Below are 19,589 nucleotides of genomic sequence, written 5' to 3'. Positions count from 1 at the left end.
TTTTTCAACGGGTAATAAACACGGCCATTTTTAATTTTTAATTCTCAATTTTTTAATTCAAAACAGCGCCCACGGTTTGCATCTTCATCTCCGTTTCCTGCCACTCCCGCGCCGGGTCCGAATCGACGGTGAGGCCGGTGCCGGCGTAGAGGATGACCTCGGTGGCGCGCACCTGCAGGCAGCGCAGGTTCACAAAGAGGCGGGCGATGCCGGGCGCTTCTACGTTCACGGGGCCCAGAAAGCCGCTGTAGTAGGCGCGGTCGTAGCCCTCGTGGCGGCGCAGGAAATCGAGCGCAGCCGTTTTGGGCATGCCGCCCACGGCCGAAGTCGGGTGTAGCAGGCGCAGCATGTCGGTGCCCAGCGCGGCGGCGTTGGGCACGTTTTGCAGGTCGACTTCAAAGTCGGTGCGCAGGTGTAGGAGCTGGCCGGCCGCCACGGTGCGGGGGCCGGTTTCGTGGTACTCGCGCAGCCGCAGCTGCTTGAAGCAGCTCACGATGTAGCGGGCCACCAGCGCCTGCTCCTCTATCTCCTTCTGTCGCCAGATGGCATCCTGGGGCCGCGTGCCCGGCACCAGCGGCTGCGTGCCGGCCAGCGCCATGGTATGAAACTGCCCATCGGCCGTGACTTCGGCCAGCACTTCGGGCGAGGCCCCCAGCCACGTGCCCACGCCCGGCACGCTCACCAGCGACACAAACGCGCGCGGGTACTTCTCGCTGAGGTCGGCAAACGCGGCCAGCGGGTCGAAGCCTGACGGCAGGGGGCGGCAGGCGGCGCGCGAGCTCACCACCTTCACCACTTCCCGGGCCTCGATGGCGGCCACGCCGCGCCGTACCAGCGCGGTGTATTCGGCTTCGGTGGCGGTGGGCGGCGCGGGCTGGGTGCCGTAGTGCCAGGCTAGCCCGGCAGGCGTGGGCAGCGCCAGCCAGGCCGTGAGGTTGGGCACCAGCGTGCGGGCGGCGGGGGCCACGGCCACGGCCTCGGGCTGGGCCAGGTCGTAGCGCACGTCGGCGGGCAGGAACAGGGCCGGGTTGTGGTCCGAGTCGCGGAAGGGAAAAAACGCAAAGCCAGCCGGCGCGTGGTCGTCCAGCGCCGGGGGCAGGCCGGTGTAAGTAGCTTCGAGCGAGCGGGCTACCAGCAGCTGCGGCTGCGCGGCCCCGGGCTCGCGCCACAGCGCCAGCGGCCGGCCCGTGCGCAGCGCCCCGGCCACGAGGTGGCGCAGCCGGGCGGGCGCATCGAGGCCGGTGGCACTGGCCGGCCAGGGCAGCAGGCGGTAGTCGGGCCGCACCATTTAGGGAGCTGGCTGGGGCTTGGGCGCAATGTCGACCACGGCCATGGTAATGCGGCTGATGCACACCAGCGCCCCCGTTTCTTCGTGCGTGATGCGGATTTCCCACACCTGCGTGCTGCGGCCGATGTGCACCGGCGTGGCGCGGCCGGTTACCCAGCCGTCGCGCACGCCCTTGAGGTGGTTGGCGTTGATTTCCAGGCCCACGGCGGCTTGCTTGCTGCGGTCGGGCAGGCGCAGGGCGGCGGCAATGCTGCCCAGGGTTTCGGCAAAGGCCACCGACGCGCCGCCGTGCAGCAGGCCCATGGGCTGGTGGGTGCGGCCATCCACGGGCATGCGGCCCTCCAGGTACTCGTCGGTCACGGCCGTGATTTCCATGCCGAGGGCATCGGCCAGGGTGGGGCGGGAGGCCGTCCAGCGCTTTACTTCTTCCAGATTCATGGGGTGGGGCAGGGGAGCGGCTGTGGGAGCGCTACTCAACGGTGAATATTAAAGAATAAAGGTCAACAGTTGGGGTTTAAACTCCGTACTTTGAGGAATTGTTGACCGATTGTTACGCAAAACTACCGCGAAAGTGAAGCCCCGGACCATCTTCCTTCTGCGCCACGGCCAGACCGATTTCAACGTGCGCGGCATTGTGCAGGGCAGCGGCGTCGATTCCAGCCTGAACGACACCGGCCGCCGCCAGGCCGCGCAGTTCTTCGCGGCCTATGGCCACGTGCCGTTCAACAAGGTCTACACCTCCGCCCTGCGCCGCACGCAGGAGTCGGTGCAGCAGTTCCTCGACCTCGGCCTGCCTCACGAAGCCCATTCGGGCCTCAATGAAATCAGCTGGGGCGTGCGCGAGGGCACCCGCATCACCGTTGAAGAGGATGCCGAATACCGCCAGGTACTGGCCGGCTGGGTGGCCGGCGATACCCACGCCCGCCTCACCGGCGGCGAAAGCCCCGAGGAAGTAGCCGCCCGGCAGCGCCCGTTTATTGAGTTGCTCAGGACGCGGGACGACGAAGAAACGGTGCTCGTCTGCATGCACGGCCGGGCCATGCGTGTCATGCTCTGCCAACTGCTCAACTACCCGCTCAGCCGCATGGAAGGGTTTGAACACAGTAACTTATGCTTGTATAAGCTGGAGTTTACGGGTACGGTGTTCACTGTCAAGAACTTTCTCGACGTGTCGCATCTGCAGGAGCCGGCCTGATTTCGGGACTGGAGTGTTAGCAACATCATGCTTCGACTGCGCTCAGCATGACCATTGTTTTGGCCTTGTCAAAATGACTTGCCGCCTTATTGTGGGCAAGTCCTTATATTCTCCCGATAATAACGTTGCCCCCGCCAACTTTTCCGGCTAATTTTGGCCTTCTCAACTCTAGCGCTTTTATATCCGATGGCCGAAATCATAAAAATGCCCAAAATGAGCGACACGATGACCGAAGGGACCATCGCGGCCTGGCTCAAAAAAGTGGGCGATAAAGTTAAATCCGGGGACATCCTGGCCGAAGTCGAAACCGACAAAGCCACCATGGAGCTGGAAAATTATGAAGACGGTACCCTGCTCTACATCGGGCCGAAAGAGAAGGATTCCGTACCGGTTGATGGCATTCTGGCCATCGTGGGCAAGGAAGGCGAAGACATTTCGGGCCTGCTGAACGGCCAGAGCGGCGGCGCTGCTCCGGCTGTCGAAGCTCCCGCCCCCGCCCCGGAAGCCCCCAAGGCTCCGGAAGCAGCACCGGCCCCGGCGGCTGCTCCGGCACCCGCTGCTGCGCCCGCCCCGGCACCTGCTGCGGCCGCTCCGGCCGCGCCCGCCAATGGCAAGAAAGCCACTGTGGTCCGCATGCCCAAGATGAGCGACACGATGACCGAAGGCACCATCGCGGCCTGGTTGAAAAACGTGGGCGACAAAGTAAAATCGGGAGACATCCTGGCCGAAGTCGAAACCGACAAAGCCACCATGGAGCTGGAAAACTACGAAGACGGCACCCTGCTCTACACCGGCCCCAAAGCCGGCGAAGCCGTAGCTGTTGACGGCATTTTGGCCATCATCGGCGAAGAAGGGGCTGATATTCAGGCGCTGCTCGGCGGTGGCGGTTCCGCCCCGGCACCGACCCAGGCTGCTCCGGCCGCCGAAGCTCCGGCTGCGGCACCTGCCGCCGCTCAACCAGCAGCGAGCAACGAGCAAGCAGCAACGCCAAATGGCCGCATCCTGGCCTCGCCGCTGGCCAAAAGCATTGCCAAAGAAAAAGGTATCAACCTCTCGCAGGTAGTAGGCAGCGGCGATAACGGCCGCATTGTGCAGCGCGACGTGGAGAACTTCCAGCCTTCCGGGGCGGCTGCCGCTCCTACACCGCAAGCTGCTCCGGCTGCTGCTGCGCCAGTTGCCACTCCCGCGCCACAGGCCGCCCCGGCTGCCCAGGCACCAGGCACCAACAACCAGGCACCAGATACCTACACCGACACGCCCGTGTCGCAGATGCGCAAGGTAATCGCCAAGCGCTTGTCGGAAAGCCTGTTCACGGCCCCACATTTCTATCTCACGATGGAAATCAACATGGACAAGGCCATGGAGGTTCGCGTGAAGCTCAACGAGCTGTCGCCGGTGAAGCTGAGCTTTAATGACCTGGTGCTGAAGTCGGCGGCCATTGCCCTGCGCTCGCACCCGGCCGTGAATTCCTCGTGGCTTGGCGACCGCATCCGGCAGAATAAAGTCATCAACATCGGCGTGGCCGTGGCCGTAGATGAAGGCCTGCTGGTGCCCGTGGTGCGCAATGCCGACCAGAAAGGCCTCGCCACCATCGCCACCGAGGTGAAGGAGTTGGCCGGCAAAGCCAAGAGCAAGAAGCTGCAGCCCGCCGAGTGGGAGGGCAGCACCTTCACCATCTCGAACCTGGGCATGTTCGGCATCGATGAATTCACGGCCATCATCAACCCGCCCGATGCCTGCATTCTGGCCGTGGGCGGCATCAAGCAGACCGCCATTGTGAAAGACGGCGCGCTGGCCATCGGCAACATCATGAAGGTGACGCTGAGCTGCGACCACCGCGTGGTGGACGGCGCTACCGGCGCGGCCTTCCTGCAAACGCTGAAAAGCCTGCTCGAAGACCCCATGCGTCTGATGATTTGAGGCGTCTAAAAACTTAAACTAAAAAACCAGCCCGGTAGGGCTGGTTTTTTTTATGCGCCATGCACTAGCTTGCAGGTAGCATAATACGGTTTTTCAAAGTATCGTATTCACTAAAAAAAGCCTGCGTCACTTTCCTCACCTACCGAATTTTGTATGAAACCAACCCATTTACTCCCAATCATTTGCCTGGCCAGCACTGCCGCCTGGGGCCAGGCGGCTACCACTCTCACTGGTCAGGTCAAGGATGCTGCCGGGCAGCCGGTTATCGGGGCCTCTGTTGTGGAGAAGGGCACCAACAACGGCACTTCCACCGATCCCAACGGCCGCTTCACGCTGCGGGCCCGCACGGCCGCCCCGAGGCTGGTTATCAGCTCGCTGGGCTACACCAACCAGGAGGTGGCTGGCACCAGCGGCCTGAGCGTGACGCTGGCCGAGAACAGCACCAGCCTCGACGCGGTGCAGGTGGTGGGCTCGCGCAGCCAGAACCGCTCCGTGACGGACTCGCCCTCGCCGGTCGACATCATTGATGTGCGCGAGGTGACGGCCAAAACCGGCCAGCTCGATGTGAACCAGCTGCTGCAGTTCGTAGCGCCCTCCTTCAACTCGAACCGCCAGACCGGGGCCGACGGGGCCGACCACGTAGACCCCGCCAGCCTGCGCGGCCTCGGCCCCGACCAGACCCTGGTGCTGGTGAACGGCAAGCGCTGGCATCAGTCGGCGCTGGTGAACCTGTTTGGCAGCCGGGGCCGGGGCAACACCGGCACCGACCTGAACACGATTCCGGCCGCCAGCATCGAGCGGATTGAGATTCTGCGCGACGGGGCCTCGGCCCAGTACGGCTCCGATGCCATCGCAGGCGTCATTAACATCGTGCTGAAAACCAGCGTGAACGAGTTGACGGCCAACGCCAACTACGGCGCTTACACCGCCAAATACCGCTTCGACGACAAGACCTTCGACGGGGGCAATTTCAACGCCAACCTCAACTACGGGGTGGGCGTGGGCAAGGGCGGCTTCGTGAATGCGACCGTGGACTACAACCAGCGCCAGCACACCCAGCGCGCCAACGTGCCCGCCCCCGACGGCATTCAGCGCCGCCAGTACGGCGACCCGAAAGCCAACAACACGTCGGTTTACCTCAACAGCAAGCTGCCCATCAATGAGAATATCTACGCGTATGCCTTTGGCGGGGTGAATTTCCGCAAGGGAGAGGCCTACGCCTACACCCGTTTCCCGACGGTGACGGACGATAACGGCAACGCCATCCCGAACCCTCGCAGCAACGCGACGCTCTATCCCAACGGCTTCGACCCCATCATCACCAGCAACCTCACTGATGCACACGGCGCAGTGGGCCTGCGCGGTACTTTCGGCGGCTTCGACGTGGATTTGAGCGAGGGCTTCGGCTCGAACCGCTTCCACTACGGCCTGACGAACACACTGAACGCCACGCTGGGCGCAGCCTCGCCCACCACATTTGATGCCGGCGGCTTCCAGCTGCAGCAGAACGTGGTGAACCTGAACCTGAGCCGCAACTACAAAACGGTGCTCCAGGGCCTGAACGTAGCCATCGGCAGTGAATACCGCCGCGAGTGGTACGCGCTGTTTGCCGGCGAGGAAGGCTCGTACCGCAAATACCCTGGCGCGCTAAACGACCGGCCGGGCGGCTCACAAGGCTTTCCCGGCTTCCAGCCCCGCAACGAGCTGAAGGCCAGCCGCAACAACGTGGGCGTGTACGCCGATGCTGAGCTGGACGTGACCAAGGCCTTCCTCGTGGCGGCGGCGGGCCGTTTCGAGAACTACTCCGACTTCGGGAGCAGCTTCACGGGCAAGCTGGCCACGCGCTACAAGTTCAGCGAGAGCTTCTCGCTGCGCGGCACTTTGAGCTCGGGCTTCCGGGCCCCTTCGCTGGCGCAGATTAATTTCAACACGGTGTTTACCAACGTGGTGGGTGGCAAGCCGGTCGACATTCTGCTCGACCGGAACAATGGGCCGGTGTCGAAGGCGCTGGGCATTCCGGCGCTCACGCAGGAGCGGTCGCAGTCGGCCAGCGTGGGCTTCACGGGCCGCGCCGGCTCGGTGCTGAGCTTTACCGTGGACGGCTATTACATCCACATCAAAGACCGCATCGTGCTCACCGGCACTTTTGCCGACGACGACCCGCAAATCGGGACCATTCTGCAAGGCCTGAACGTGGGCCAGGCCCAGTTCTTCGCCAACGCCGTCTCGACCGATACCTGGGGCCTCGATGTGGTGCTGGCCAACACCATCGGGGTGGGGGAAGGCCGCCTCACCACCACGCTGGCCGCCAACGCCAACCGCCTGCTCATCGTGGGCCAGGCCAAAACCACGCCGTTGCTGGCTGGTAAGGAAGAAACTTTCTTCGGCCAGCGTGAGCAAGCCTTCGTGAAAGCCTCGGCCCCGCCGTATAAAATCAACCTGACCTTCGATTACAACGTGGGCCGCTTTGGCGCGCTGGTGCGGCTGGTGCAGTTCGGCCACGTGCTGCTGTACGACTACAACGGCGACCCGAACCCCTACCGCGACCGCCTCACCACCGACGTGGCCCTGTCGTACGCCCTCACCAACCAGCTGCGCCTCTCGGTGGGCTCGTCGAACCTGTTCAACGTGTACCCCAACTTCTTCAACCCGCAAGCCACCGAGAACGGCGGTGCCTGGGATGCCGTGCAAATGGGCAGCAACGGCCGCTTCCTGTTCGCCAAGCTGCAGTTCCGGGTGAGCAAGTAGGTTTTGTGCGGTAAGCTTTAGCTTGCCGTTTTGTGGAGGCCCAGGGCTTTACGCAAAACGGCAAGCTAAAGCTTACCGCACAATTGCATGCCGCTGGCCCCAGCCGTTGTATTTTTGCGCCCTTATGCAAGCAAAAATCCGCTCTACTACCGTGCTCGGCATCCGGCACAACGGCGAAATCGCCGTTGGGGCCGACGGGCAGGCCACCATGGACAAGCACGTGGCCAAGAATAACGTCCGCAAAATCCGTAAGCTGCTCGATGGCAAAGTCGTGACCGGTTTCGCCGGTTCCACGGCCGATGCCTTCATGTTGCTCGACCGCTTCGAGGAGAAGCTCACCAGCTACAGCGGCAACCTCAAGCGCGCCGCCATCGAGCTGGCCAAAGACTGGCGTAAGGACCAGTATCTGCGCAAGCTCGAAGCCATGATGGTGGTGGCCGATAAGGACGAATTACTCATCCTAAGCGGCACCGGCGACGTACTGGAACCGGACTCCGACGTGGCTGCCATCGGCTCCGGCGCGATGTACGCCCAAGCCGCCGCGCTGGCTCTCAAGAAGCACGCGCCGCATTTGACGGCCCGCCAGATGGTGGAGGAAGGCCTGCACATCGCGGCTGATATCTGCATCTATACCAATCATAATCTGATGATTGAGTCGCCGTCGTAGGCAGTAGTGAATAACCAGAACGTCATGCCGAGCGTAGCCGAGGCATCTCGCTCGCTTCGTTGCAACGGTATTGATTACCAATGCACGCGAGATGCCTCGGCTACGCTCGGCATGACGTTCAAATTGTACAGACATTAAACACTCCCAATTCCCCCAAATGCAAGTTTCCAATTTCCTCCGTCACCATTACCGCCACTTCAACGCCGCTGCCCTCATCGACGCGGCCGATGGCTACAACAAGCACCTCGCCGAAGGCGGCAAAATGATGATTACCCTAGCCGGGGCCATGAGCACCGCCGAAATGGGTATTCAGCTGGCTGAGCTGATTCGCCAGGACAAAGTGCAGATTATCAGCTGCACCGGTGCTAACCTGGAGGAGGATATCTTCAACCTGGTGGCCCACGATTTCTACGAGCGCGTGCCCAACTACCGCGACCTCACGCCCGCCGACGAGCAGGCCCTGCTGGAGCGCCACATGAACCGCGTGACCGATACCTGCATTCCCGAGGAAGAGGCCATGCGCCGCCTCGAGCACGTGGTGCTCAAGTTCTGGGAGAAGGCCGACAGTGAAGGTAAAGCCTATTTCCCCCACGAGTTTTTCTACCAGATTCTGCTGAGCGGCGAGCTGGAGCAGTACTACCAGATTGACCCCAAAGACAGCTGGATGCTGGCCGCGGCCGAGAAAAACCTGCCAATCATCTGCCCCGGCTGGGAAGACAGCACGCTCGGCAACATCTACGCCGGCCACGTCATCACCGGCGATATCAAGAACGTGCACACCATGCGCACGGGCATTCAGTACATGATTTACCTGGCCGACTGGTACACCCAACAAGCCACCAACGAGAGCAAAGTAGGCTTCTTCCAGATTGGCGGCGGCATTGCCGGCGACTTCCCCATCTGCGTGGTGCCCATGTTGCACCAGGACCTGGGCCGCACCAGCGTGCCGCTGTGGGGCTATTTCTGCCAGATTTCGGACTCCACCACCAGCTACGGCAGCTACTCCGGCGCCGTGCCCAACGAGAAAATTACCTGGGGCAAGCTGGGCCAGGACACGCCCAAATTCATCATCGAAAGCGACGCTACCATTGTCGCGCCGCTGGTGTTTGCCATCGTGCTGGGGCAGTAATTGCTGCTTGACTTCGTGTAAAAAGAGCCTGCCGCTTCTCAGCGGCAGGCTCTTTTGGGTTTGCATTGGTTGGGCGGCGGCCAACGTTAACGGCTTGCTACTCGTAAGCCAGAGTTAACCTCAACCTCTCTGGCTATGAAAACCACTTTCCTCTCCCTGCTGGCGACGGCCACCGTTGCCCTGGTGGGCTGCGACAATTTGAGCAAGCCCTCTACGCTGGACCAGCCCCACGAGGCAACGGCCGACACGGCGGTAGTATACCGCAACAACCAGTCGGCTGCCGAGGCGCTCGAACGTTCTTTCGATAGGAGCAAGAACGTTTTATCGACTCAGACCCTTCCTGAAATCAAGCAAAAGTCGGTGACAGTGACTGGCGATGCGGATTTTGAGGTGTACTCGGTAGATGAAACGGTGCTGTTTGACACCGATAAGTCCATGCTGAAACCAACGGCGGCGGCCACACTGGACGAAATCGTTGCTTCCATCGGCCAGCGCTTTGCCAATAAGAACGTGCGGGTAATGGGCTTCGCCGATTCGCGCGGCGATGCCAGCTACAACCTGCAGCTGGGGCACGACCGGGCCGATGCCGTAAAAAAATACCTGGTTGAATCCGGCAAATTGCCCAACGATAAAGTGAGCACCGAAAGCTTCGGCGAGCAGAAGCCCGTGGCGACCAATGAAACTGCCGCCGGCCGAAAGGCCAACCGGCGGGTTGAGATTGCCGTTAGGGTCCGGTAGTTTTAAGGACATTGAAAAGCAAATAGCCCGGCTGCAGCAATGCGGCCGGGCTATTCATTTGTAGTATTTGCTGGGCCTTCACTGGCGCGAGTTTAGCGGAGCGTAACTCGTGCCGATAATCTGGGCGAGGCTGCGCCTCGCATAGAACATCCTACCGCTTTGGTTGAGCCGCGCCGCATTGCCGCTGGCGCGGCAGGGGAGGCGCAGCCTCCCCGTCATGGCAAGGCACGAGTTACGCTGCGCTAAACTCGCGCCAGCGGCATCATGGCTATGCCATCTCCAGTTCCCGCTCCTTTACCATTCCCACGGCCTCGAAGGCCTGGCTCAAATCGAGCATCAGGTCTTGCGGGTCTTCTACGCCGATGCTCAGGCGAATCATCTGGGGGGTGATGCCCATTTCGCGCTGCTCCTCGAGGGTGATGTCGGAGTGCGTCATGGTGCCGGGGTGCTCGGCGAGGCTTTCGGTGCCGCCCAGGCTCACGGCCAGCTTGATGAGTTTGAGGGCATTGAGGAAGCGGAAGGCTTCGGCCTCGCCGCCCTTTATGTCGAAGGAAATCATGGAGCCGGGCGAGAGGCAGTGGCGCTGGTAGATGTCCTGCTGGGCGGGGCAGTGCTCGAGGTGGGTGAGGTAGTAGGTGCGTTCCACCAGCGGGTGGGTGCGGAGCCAGTTGGCAATGAGCTGGGCTGACTGAGCGGCGCGCTCCATGCGCAGCTTCAGGGTTTCGAGCGAGCGCATGAGCATCCAGCCGGTGTTGGGGTCGCACATGGTGCCCATGAAGGTGCGCATGGCCTTGATTTCCTTCATGAGGGGCTTGCTGGCCAGGGCCGCGCCGGCAATGAGGTCGGAGTGCCCGCCCAGAAACTTGGTGGCGGAGTACAGCACCACATCGGCCCCGTGCTTTAGTGGATGCTGGAAAACCGGGCCCAGAAAGGTGTTGTCGACCACGAGGCGCACGGGTTTTTCGTCGGTGGAATACTGGCGGGCCAGGGCGGCGCAGGCTTCGAGGTCGACGAGGTGGTTGGTGGGGTTGGCGGGCGTTTCCACGAATATCATGGCCAGGCGGCCGGGCGCGATGGCGGCGGCGCGGGCGGCCATTTGCGCGGGCGTATCGGTGGGGCGGAAGCCCACGGCCTCAATGCCAAACTTGCGCAGCACGTTTTTCAGGAAGAAATCGGAGCCGCCGTACACGGGCTCGGAATGCAGCACCACATCGCCGGGCTGCAGCAGGGCCAGCAGCGTGGTGCTGATGGCGGCCATGCCGCTGGCGAAGCTGGCGGCTTCCTCGGCCCCGTCCCAGAGGCAGAGGCGATGCTCCAGAATCTCCAGGCTGGGATTGTTGAGGCGGGAGTAGATGAGGCCCATTTCCTCGTCGGGGCCCTGCTGGCGCAGGCCGTAGGCCAACTCGAAGAAGGCTTTGCCTTCCTCGGCATTCTTGAAAACGAAGGTGGAGGTCTGAAAAATGGGCGGCTTGATGGCTCCCTCGCTCCAGGCGGGGGTGTAGCCGTAGCTCATCATGAGGCTTTCGGGGCGCAGCTGCTGGCCGCCGATGTGGGCGTGGTCGTGAAGGGTGGACATAAAATGGGGGTTGGGTGGGATGGGGAATTACGTGGGGCGAAGGTAGGATTTTGTTTTTAGAGGCACGAAAAAGCCCCGCCGCTGGGGAAGCGGCGGGGCAGTAGTTCGGATTTTACAGCCCGCGTGGCTACTGAGAGTGGTTTTTTCGTTTCCTGGGAAGACTCCTACAAGTTGCCCAGCAGTTGCGTAGCCGCCCATTGCCCGGACTCAATGGCCCCATCCAGCCGGCCCCATTCGCTGACCGACGTTTCGGCCCCGGCCCAGCAGAGCCGATTATTCCAGTAGGGCTGGCGAAGCTGCGCCGGCCCCTGAAGAGGAATCTGGTCGGGGAACTGCTCGTCGCCGGGGATACTGGTCAGCGGCTCCCGGCTCCAGTCCAGCTCGTGGTAGGCCAGCGGCTGCAGGGCGGCCGGGCCAAACAACCGGCCCAGCTGCTGCACCACGGCTGCCTGCCGTTGCGCAAGCGGCGCATTCCGCAGCGGATGCAGCGGCGCGAAAAATCCAAACAAAGCCCCTAGCGGACCCGTAGCCGGCGAGGCATCGTGGATTTCGCCCAGCGGCCCCAGCTGGCTGGCCCCGTAACCCGACCAGCCGTCGGCCCGCCAGAAGGGCGTGGCATATACGGCTACGGCCTTCATGGAATAGGCCATCCAGGTGGGCACTTCCCGCAACGCCTGTTGCAGCGCGGCCGGCAAGCCCGGCGTAAAGTGCAGGCTATGCGCCGCCAGGCGCGGGGGCAAGGCCACGATGACGGCCGAACCCCGGTAAGTGCGCGCGACCCCTTCGTGTTGAGCCTCGACCACGACTTCCGCGCTGCCGGCCGGGGCGTGCAGCTGCGTTACCCGCGCATTGAGCAGCACACTGCCCGCCGGCAGCTGCCGGGCCAGCGTGCGGCAAAGAGCCGCCGTGCCTCCCGGCAGGCGCAGGTAACCCGTTGAGCCGGAAGGATGATGTGGCAGGTGGTGCGTGCCGGCGGCGGTTTCGTAGGCTGTAGCGCCGGCGCTGGGCTGCACAAATGGCTGCAGGCCCAGCTGCTGGCACAAACCGAGCAGGTAGGGGTGGTGCGACCACCCCCAGGTGGCCCCCAGGTCCAGGCCTTCCGCTTCCGGCGAGCCAGGCAGCGCGGGCACGGCCAGGGTACGCCCGCCCACCCGGTCCCGGCCTTCGAGGACCAGCACCGGGCGGCCGGCCGCGTGCAGTGCCCGGGCCGCCGTGAGGCCTGCCAGGCCGGCACCAATAATAATGACCGGTAGGGTGGCTGAGGCTATCAGTGATTCTTTATGCAAGGGGATAAGATTTAGCCGGGTGGTGCGACGAGCTGCCCGCCGGACAGCGTCGTACCACTCACTGCTGGTGAACACGGCAATGACACGGGAGTTTGGTAATACAACGACCAAAAAGCCGTGGTACCACTCCAGTTTGGGCCATCGCCGGACGATTTTAGTTTAACTGCTCGCTGAGGCGGGTGTGCCAGGGATACCAGTAGGAGCCGTGCTGCTTGAGGGCAAACCGGCTGGGCGCGGCGCAAAAGCAGCGGGTAAGGTACCCGGCATTCACCCGGCCGCAACCTATATGTGCCAGCAGGAATGCCCGAAGTAGCCGGGCATCCTTGCTGGCACACCTTGGAAATACACTGAAGAAATTCCGGATGCAAGGGGCAATTAACTAACCATCAGGCCAGTACTGGGATAGGCCACGACGCGAGTAGGCAATTATGCCAACTTGCTTTCTAAACTGGTGTTATTCAGGCCAGCGGCTACTTTTTTACCACTAGGTCCATGCCGCATTTCGGGCACTGGCCGGGCTGGCTGGCCACCACTTCGGGGTGCATGGGGCAGGTGTAGACTGTGGCCGTGCCAGCGGGCGAAGCGGTGCTGTCGGAGGCTGGCACTGTAGCGGTGGGGGTAGTTGTGGTGGTTTCGGTGGTGCTCTTGTTATCGGAGCAGCTGGTGGCGAATAGGGTGAGGCTGGCCAGGGTCAGGCTGTAAGCGAGGAACTTGTTCATGAGGTTAAGAAAAAATGGAAATAAAAACGAGCTGAGCCGCAGCCCGAAGCGGGGTTGAATTAGTTGGTTGAGGCGCTACATGGCCATGCCGCTCATGTGGTCGTCGTCAGCTCCCTGGCGCAGGGTGAATTCGCTTTCCAGCAGGTAGGCCCCGGTGGTTACCACCGCGTCGCCAGCCTGCAGGCCGTCCAGCACCGGCACGGCGGCACCGGTACCCTCGCCGAGGCGCACCCGCACCCGCCGAAACTGCCGCTCGCCGGTTTGCTTCCATACGTAGCTCACGGCCCCGTTGTGGATAATTGCGGCCGGCGGTACGCGGAGCGTAGGCTCGTTAGCAGCGGCCACCGACGCCTCGGGGCGGGTAGCAAGGGCTGCTGGAAGGCTGTTGACCAGCACGTTGGCCTGGGCCCCGGGCTGGAGGCGGCCGGCGGGGTTGGGCACCTCGATGCGGGCCAGCGTCAACTGGCTGCCGCCGCTTAGCTCGGGGCTGAGGAATACGACTTTGCCCCGCACGGGGTTTGCCTGGCCGGCTACCTGCACGGCCACCGTTTGGCCCAGGGGCAGCCGGTTGGCCTCGGCCGGGTAAAGCTGCGCTTCCACCCACACGCTGCTCAAGTCCGTGAGAGTGAGGAGGGGAGAGCCCTCGGCCACGTACTGGCCCTGCACCACATCCAGGGTTTGCACCGTGCCGGTGCGGGGGCTGTAGTAGGTGACCAGGGGGCTGGGCTTGCCGCTTTGGGCCAGCTGCCGCAGCTGCGCGCCCGACACGCCGAGCAGCCGCAGCTTCTGAGCGGTGGCTTCGGCGAAGTGGCGGTAGGTGGGCTCAGCCACCTGCAGGTCCTGGGCCAGCGCCAGCAGGTACTCGCGCTGCAGGGTTTGCAGCTCCTCGCTATATACCGCAAACAGCGGCGCACCCCGTCGCAGCAGCTGCCCGGTCTGGCGCACGTAGAGCTTCTCGACACGGCCCGCCACGCGACTGCTGATGCTTTCGGTGCGCCGAGCATTGGCCGTGACGGTACCGGTCAGCACGGCCTGGGGTGCGGGTATTTCGGTTTGGAGCGTGCCGGCGGTGGCAGCCGGGCCGGAACCCAGCGTCTGTACCTGGATATTGCCCAGCGCCAGCTGCTGGGCCGTGAGGATGAGGTCGTTGGTAGCCAAATCGGTGTCCGGCAGTTGGCTGATGGCCGGGCGGCTCGACGTTTTCACGAGGTCCATGCCGCAGATGGGGCAGCTGCCGGGCTGCTTTTCGCGCACCTGCGGGTGCATGGGGCAGGTGTAAACGACGGAGGCCGCCGCCGGCTTCTTTTGGGTGACGGCCGGCTGCACCGCCACCAGGTGCATGTGGCAGATGGGGCAGTCCCCCGGCGCATCGGCGTGGATTTGCGGATGCATCGGGCAGGTGTAGTAAGCCGCCGACTCAGCCGTGTTTTCAGGGTCGGGCTTGGCCTGCTGGCAGGCCGCCGCGCCGAGCAGCAGCCCGGCCATCAGCAGCAGCAGCCACCGCCGCCAGCGGGTTTGCAAGGGCTTTTTGGGGAGGAGCTTAGTCATGGGCGGGCGGGTTAGTAGCGTTGGCGGAGGTCTGAATGAAGCCTTCGCTATCAATCAGATACTGGCCATTGGCGGCCACTTCTTCGGAGCCGGTGAGGCCGTGCAGCACCTGCACCTGGCTGGCAGTGCGCTGGTCCACCTGCACGGCCACCGGCACAAACGTGGCCCCACGCCGCACAAAGGCCACCTGGCGCGTGCCTAGGTCTACCACGGCGGCGCGGGGCAGCCAGAAGCTCCCGGCCCCGGCCGGCGCGGCGGTGGGCACCAGGTGCCCGGTCAGGCGCTGGCCGCGCCGCAGCCGGCCCTGCGGGTTGGGCAGGTACACCCGCACGGCCGCCACGCTGGCCCCGGAGCGGAACTCGGGCTCCACCAAATCGAGGCGGGCCGTCCGGGGGGGCAGGTTGGTGCCCTCGGCCACCACGCGCAACGTCTGGCCGGGGTGCAAGCGGCCCAGCTCGGCCGGGGTGGGCTGAAAAATGCCCCACACCTGGTCGGTATTTACCACCTGAAACAAGGTCTGGCCGGTGCTCACGTAGGCCCCTTCCCGGAGGGTGAGCGACTGAGGCTGCGCCGGGCCGGCAGCCGAACTACCTGCCGTAGCGCTGGCCGCGCCGGCACTCATGCCCGGTTCGGGGCTGGCGCTCATGCCCCCGGTAGCGGCGGCCCCAATAGCCGGAGCGGGCGCGGCAGTCGCCAGGGTTTCCACCACATAGCCATCATAGGGGCTGAAAACGGCCACCCGGTAGCTAGGCCGGCGCGTGCGGGCCAGACCCGCGAGCTGCTGGTCGGTGAGGCCCAGCAGGCGCAGTTTCTGTCGGGCCCCGGCCACCAGCGGCGCGTTGTCAGCGTCGTTTTCCAGCACGAAAATCAGCTCCTGCTCGGCCGTTACCAGCTCGGGACTGTAGAGCTCAAGCAGCTTCTGGCCCCGCCGCACGGGCTGGTAGTTGAAGCGCACCGCCAGCTGCTCGATGCGGCCGCCGAAGCGGGCCGCTACCGCCCGGCTGCGGCGCGGGTCGTATTCCACCACGCCCGGCAGGGTGAGGGTATCAACTGCCACGCCTTCGGCTACGGGGCGCACCGTGGCCACGGCTGCCAGCACGGCGGCGTTGGGAGCCTGGCTCACTTGGTTTAGGTCGGTGGGGGCAGCAGCGGCGGCGGCCGCGTTGTCGAGCACCTTGGGCACCAGGTCCATGCCGCAGATGGGGCACTGGCCGGGGGCGTCGCGCACAATCTGGGGGTGCATGGGGCAGGTGTACTGCATGGCTGCCGTGCTGGCGACCGGCTGGGCGGGGGCTTGCGACTCGGGGCCGTGGGCCTGGCCGTGGCAGCCGGCCAGCAGGGCTAGCACTAGGAGTAGGGACAGCCAGTAGCGGCGGCGGGGGCTATTGCTCAAGTTCCTGGTCATAGCGCACATGAAGGGTCATGAGTTCATATTGGGTATCGAGGTACTGCAACCGGGCCATTAGCCAGGCGTCGAGGGCTTCGACCACGGCGGGCAGCTGGGCGGTGTTCTGCTGATAGGCCAGCAGCGTGACCTGGTAGGTTTTGCGCAGGGCGGGCAGCACGCCCCGCTCGTAGTTGAGCAGCTGCTCGCGCTGCACCCGCAGGTCCGATTGCAGGGTGGTGATGCGGCCGGCCGCGTCGTTGAGCAGGCTGGCGCGCTGCTGCTGCACGGCCTGCGCCTCGTAGCCCAGGGCAGCGGTGTTGGCCTTGTACTCGCGGGCCGACCACGGCGCGAAGGGCAGCGTAACCATGCCCATCACCGAAAACTGGTTGGGGGTGTTGCCGATGCCGTTCATGTGGTCGTAGCGCAGGCCGAAATCGGGGCGGCGGCGGCTGGCTTCCACCTGCTGGCTGAGGCGGACCACGGCCAGGCTGCGGTCGAGGCGGCGCACGTCGGAGCGGCGGGCGGCCAGGGCGGCGGTGTCGGGGTACGGGCCGGCAAATGAGGTGGGCAGCAGGGTATCCACGGCAAACTCGTCTTCGGGGTTGCGGGCCATCAAGGTATTCAGGCCGATGGTTTGCTGGCGCAATTGGCCGTAGAGGCGGGCGTGGTCGTTGCCGTGCTGGGCCACCCGGGCCTGCACCTGGTAGATGCTGGCCAGCGTGGTCTGGTTATACGGGTAGCGGGCCTGGGCAATCTTCAGCAGGAAGTCGAGCAGCACGTCGCTCTCATCCAGTACTTTCAGCTTCTTTTCGAGCACTGCCCGGCCGTAATACAGCGTGCGGGCCCGGGCGCGCAACTCGTTGAAGCTGGCGGTCTGGTCGGCCTGCTCCACGGCGGCCTGGCTGGCCAGGTAGTCGCGCTTGGCCCGCTGCTTGGCCGGGTTGGGCAGCTGCTGCTCCACCGACACCATCTGCATGCCCATGCCCTGGCCGTTGTTCATCTCCTTGATGGGCCGCTGGTTATAGGGCGTCATCCAGTAGCCGGCGCTGATTTTGGGCGGCTCCCAGGTGGTAGCACCAGCCACGGCGGCGTCTTTGGCGCGGGCGCGGGCGTCGTACTGGCGCAGGGCCGGGTTGCGGGTCTGGATGGCGTGCAGCACCGAGTCGAGCGGCAGCCGGGGCTGCTGGGCGCGGGCCGGTAGGGCCAGCAGGAGCAAAATGATTTTTAGGTAGTTGAGCATGGTCGTTCTGGCGGGTAACCCCACCCCCCGGCCCCCTCTCCAAAAAAGAGGGGGCACCGGTTCGGAGAAGGTGTTGTTATTTATTGTTTAAACTTATTGACTATCAGTATTTAAAATAAATAATGTGCCCATCAAAGGCATTTCCGGTGCCCCTCTTTTTTGGAGAGGGGCCGTGCCCGGCAGGGGTCAGGGGGTGAGGTTGACGCCAGAATGTCCTTTAATGCGTCACCGCCAGCACGTCCAGCTTGCCGAACTTGCGCAGCTCGTATTCCTTGGTCATCAGAAAAATGAGCGGTGTAACCAGCAGAATGTGCGTCGAGGACGTGAACACGCCGCCAATCATGGGCAGTACGATGGGCAGCATCACGTCGGAGCCCGTGCCCGTGGCCCAAAGCACCGGCACCAGCCCGAACAGCGCCACCGACACGGTCATCAGCTTGGGCCGCAGCCGCTTGGCCGCGCCGTGAAAAACGGCGTCGCGCAAATCCTGCTTCGTGATAGTCTCGCTCGAATTGCCTTTGCGGGCCACCAGCTGCTGCATGGCGTCATTGAGGTAGATGACCATGATGACGCCCGTCTCTACGGCCAGCCCGAACAGGGCGATGAAGCCCACGGCCACCGCCACCGACAAATGCACCCCATAGAAATACACCATGTAGGCCCCGCCAATGAGGGCGAACGGAATGGTGACCAGGCTCAGCAGCGCCTCGCGTACTGAGTGGAAGGCGAAGTACAGGCAGCCGAAAATCACCACCAGCACGATGGGCAGAATGAAAAGCAGCGTGCGCTGCGAGCTGATGAGGTTTTCGTACTGCCCACTCCATTCCAGGTAGTAGCCGGCGGGCAGCTTGCCCTGCATGCTCTGCACCTTTTTCATGGCCTCGCTCACGGTGCCGCCCAAGTCGCGGCCCCGCACATTGAAGAGGACTGCGCCACGCAACTGGGCGTTTTCGGAGTTAATCATGGGCGGGCCGTTCTCGAAGCGCAGCGACGCCACGGCCGAGAGCGGTACCGGGCCGTAGGCGGTGGTCTGGATGGGGATGCGGCCCAGCGCGGGCAGGCTGTTGCGGAAGTCCTCGGCCAGGCGTACGCCGATGGCGAAGCGCCGCCGGCCTTCCACGGTGCTGGCCACTGGCGCGCCCCCGATGGCCATTTCCACTACCTCATTCACCTGGTCCACGGTGAGGCCGTAGCGGGCCAGCTGGTCGCGTTTCAGGTCAATCTGTAGGTACTTACCGCCCGTGATGGGGTCCACGTAGAGGTCCTGCACGCCGGGCACGCCGGTCAGGGCCGCTCGTACCCGCTGCGACACTTGGTAAATGGTATCGAGCTGCTGGCCGTAAACTTTCACGCCCACGTCGGTACGGATGCCGGTGCTCAGCATGTTGATGCGGTTGATGATGGGCTGGGTCCAGCCGTTCACCACGCCGGGGATTTGCAGCTTGCCGTTCAGCTCCTCAATCAGCTTGGCTTTGGTCATGCCGGCCCGCCAATCGCTGCGCGGCTTGAGCTGAATGATGGTTTCAATCATGCTCAGCGGGGCGTTGTCGGTGGCGGTGCTGGCCCGGCCGGCCTTGCCCAGCACGCCCTTCACCTCGGGCACCTGCATGATGATGCGGTCCTGCACCTGCAAAATGCGCTTCACCTCGGTGTTCGACACGTCGGGCTGCGTGATGGGCATGAACAGAATCGAGCCCTCGTCGAGCGGGGGCATAAACTCGGTGCCCAAACTCAGGAGCAGCGGAATGCTGATGGCCAGCAGCAGCAGGTTGATGGCAATGGTGGTTTTGCGCCACGTCAGGCACCAGTTGATGAGCGGCGCATACACCCGCTCCAGCCCCCGGTTGATGGGGTTTTGCTCTTCGGTTTTAAACTTGCCCTTCATGAAAAAGGACAGCAGCACAGGAGCCAGCGTCACGGCCAGCACGGCATCAATCAGCAGAATAAACGTCTTGGTATAAGCCAGCGGGTGAAACAGCTTGCCCTCCTGCCCGGTGAGCAGAAAAACCGGCAGAAACGACGCCACGATGATAATCGTGGAGAAGAAAATGCCCCGCGACACCTGCTGGCTGGATTTCTCGATGATGGCGAGGCGTTCGTCGTTAGTCATGATGATGGGGTCTTGGGGACTTTGGGTCTTGGGGACTT

The 19,589-nt window shown here is 63.6% G+C and carries 15 protein-coding genes; 6 read left to right on the top strand and 9 right to left on the bottom strand.

Annotated features, from left to right (window positions below; all coding sequences use genetic code 11):
• Positions 1–52: 52 nt before the first annotated feature.
• The gene (locus HBN54_RS12080) at positions 53–1,288 is read right to left on the bottom strand and encodes a chorismate-binding protein (RefSeq protein ID WP_168673462.1); all 1,236 of its coding nucleotides are present in this window, start codon (positions 1,286–1,288) and stop codon (positions 53–55) included.
• Positions 1,289–1,726, bottom strand: a complete 438-nt coding sequence (locus tag HBN54_RS12075) for a hotdog fold thioesterase (RefSeq protein WP_168673461.1) — start codon at positions 1,724–1,726, stop codon at positions 1,289–1,291.
• A 133-nt stretch (positions 1,727–1,859) separates the two neighbouring features.
• Here HBN54_RS12075 and HBN54_RS12070 point away from each other — a divergent pair, with 133 nt between their 5' ends.
• The 6 genes from HBN54_RS12070 to HBN54_RS12045 all read left to right on the top strand — a co-directional run bounded on the left by HBN54_RS12070 (position 1,860) and on the right by HBN54_RS12045 (position 9,685).
• Complete coding sequence (locus HBN54_RS12070; protein WP_168673460.1) at positions 1,860–2,483, top strand: histidine phosphatase family protein; 624 nt, start codon at positions 1,860–1,862, stop codon at positions 2,481–2,483.
• Between the two features lie 186 nt (positions 2,484–2,669).
• Positions 2,670–4,403 carry a pyruvate dehydrogenase complex dihydrolipoamide acetyltransferase gene (locus HBN54_RS12065; RefSeq protein ID WP_168673459.1) on the top strand — a complete coding sequence of 578 codons (1,734 nt, stop codon included), beginning with the start codon at positions 2,670–2,672 and terminating at the stop codon, positions 4,401–4,403.
• 153 nt (positions 4,404–4,556) lie between these two features.
• Positions 4,557–7,151, top strand: coding sequence for a TonB-dependent receptor (locus HBN54_RS12060; protein ID WP_168673458.1), 2,595 nt, complete (start codon positions 4,557–4,559; stop codon positions 7,149–7,151).
• 124 nt (positions 7,152–7,275) lie between these two features.
• On the top strand, positions 7,276–7,818 hold the full coding sequence (gene hslV / locus HBN54_RS12055) for an ATP-dependent protease subunit HslV (protein ID WP_168673457.1): 543 nt from the start codon (positions 7,276–7,278) through the stop codon (positions 7,816–7,818).
• Between the two features lie 157 nt (positions 7,819–7,975).
• Positions 7,976–8,947, top strand: coding sequence for a deoxyhypusine synthase family protein (locus HBN54_RS12050; RefSeq protein WP_168673456.1), 972 nt, complete (start codon positions 7,976–7,978; stop codon positions 8,945–8,947).
• A 135-nt stretch (positions 8,948–9,082) separates the two neighbouring features.
• On the top strand, positions 9,083–9,685 hold the full coding sequence (locus tag HBN54_RS12045; protein WP_168673455.1) for an OmpA family protein: 603 nt from the start codon (positions 9,083–9,085) through the stop codon (positions 9,683–9,685).
• A gap of 268 nt (positions 9,686–9,953) precedes the next feature.
• Here the strand turns inward: HBN54_RS12045 and HBN54_RS12040 are convergent, their stop codons facing one another.
• The 7 genes from HBN54_RS12040 to HBN54_RS12010 all read right to left on the bottom strand — a co-directional run bounded on the left by HBN54_RS12040 (position 9,954) and on the right by HBN54_RS12010 (position 19,551).
• Complete coding sequence (locus HBN54_RS12040) at positions 9,954–11,261, bottom strand: cystathionine gamma-synthase family protein (protein WP_168673454.1); 1,308 nt, start codon at positions 11,259–11,261, stop codon at positions 9,954–9,956.
• 164 nt (positions 11,262–11,425) lie between these two features.
• Positions 11,426–12,547, bottom strand: coding sequence for a flavin monoamine oxidase family protein (locus HBN54_RS23245; protein ID WP_210428045.1), 1,122 nt, complete (start codon positions 12,545–12,547; stop codon positions 11,426–11,428).
• 470 nt (positions 12,548–13,017) lie between these two features.
• Positions 13,018–13,266: a heavy metal-binding domain-containing protein gene (locus HBN54_RS12030; RefSeq protein WP_168673284.1), complete on the bottom strand. Its 249-nt coding sequence runs from the start codon at positions 13,264–13,266 to the stop codon at positions 13,018–13,020.
• Between the two features lie 75 nt (positions 13,267–13,341).
• Positions 13,342–14,814 (bottom strand): efflux RND transporter periplasmic adaptor subunit, encoded by a 1,473-nt coding sequence (locus tag HBN54_RS12025; RefSeq protein WP_168673453.1) that lies wholly within the window; start codon positions 14,812–14,814, stop codon positions 13,342–13,344.
• On the bottom strand, positions 14,807–16,219 hold the full coding sequence (locus HBN54_RS12020) for an efflux RND transporter periplasmic adaptor subunit (RefSeq protein ID WP_168673452.1): 1,413 nt from the start codon (positions 16,217–16,219) through the stop codon (positions 14,807–14,809). Before HBN54_RS12020 ends, HBN54_RS12025 begins: the two co-directional genes overlap by 8 nt.
• The gene (locus HBN54_RS12015; protein ID WP_168673451.1) at positions 16,197–17,441 is read right to left on the bottom strand and encodes a TolC family protein; all 1,245 of its coding nucleotides are present in this window, start codon (positions 17,439–17,441) and stop codon (positions 16,197–16,199) included. The genes HBN54_RS12020 and HBN54_RS12015 overlap by 23 nt, the downstream gene beginning before the upstream one ends.
• A gap of 217 nt (positions 17,442–17,658) precedes the next feature.
• Positions 17,659–19,551: an efflux RND transporter permease subunit gene (locus tag HBN54_RS12010; protein WP_168673450.1), complete on the bottom strand. Its 1,893-nt coding sequence runs from the start codon at positions 19,549–19,551 to the stop codon at positions 17,659–17,661.
• Positions 19,552–19,589: the final 38 nt, after the last annotated feature.

The organism is Hymenobacter artigasi (assembly GCF_012275535.1).
In the GTDB taxonomy this organism is placed as follows: Bacteria; Bacteroidota; Bacteroidia; order Cytophagales; family Hymenobacteraceae; genus Hymenobacter; species Hymenobacter artigasi.
This window is presented reverse-complemented; position numbering and strand designations above follow the sequence as displayed.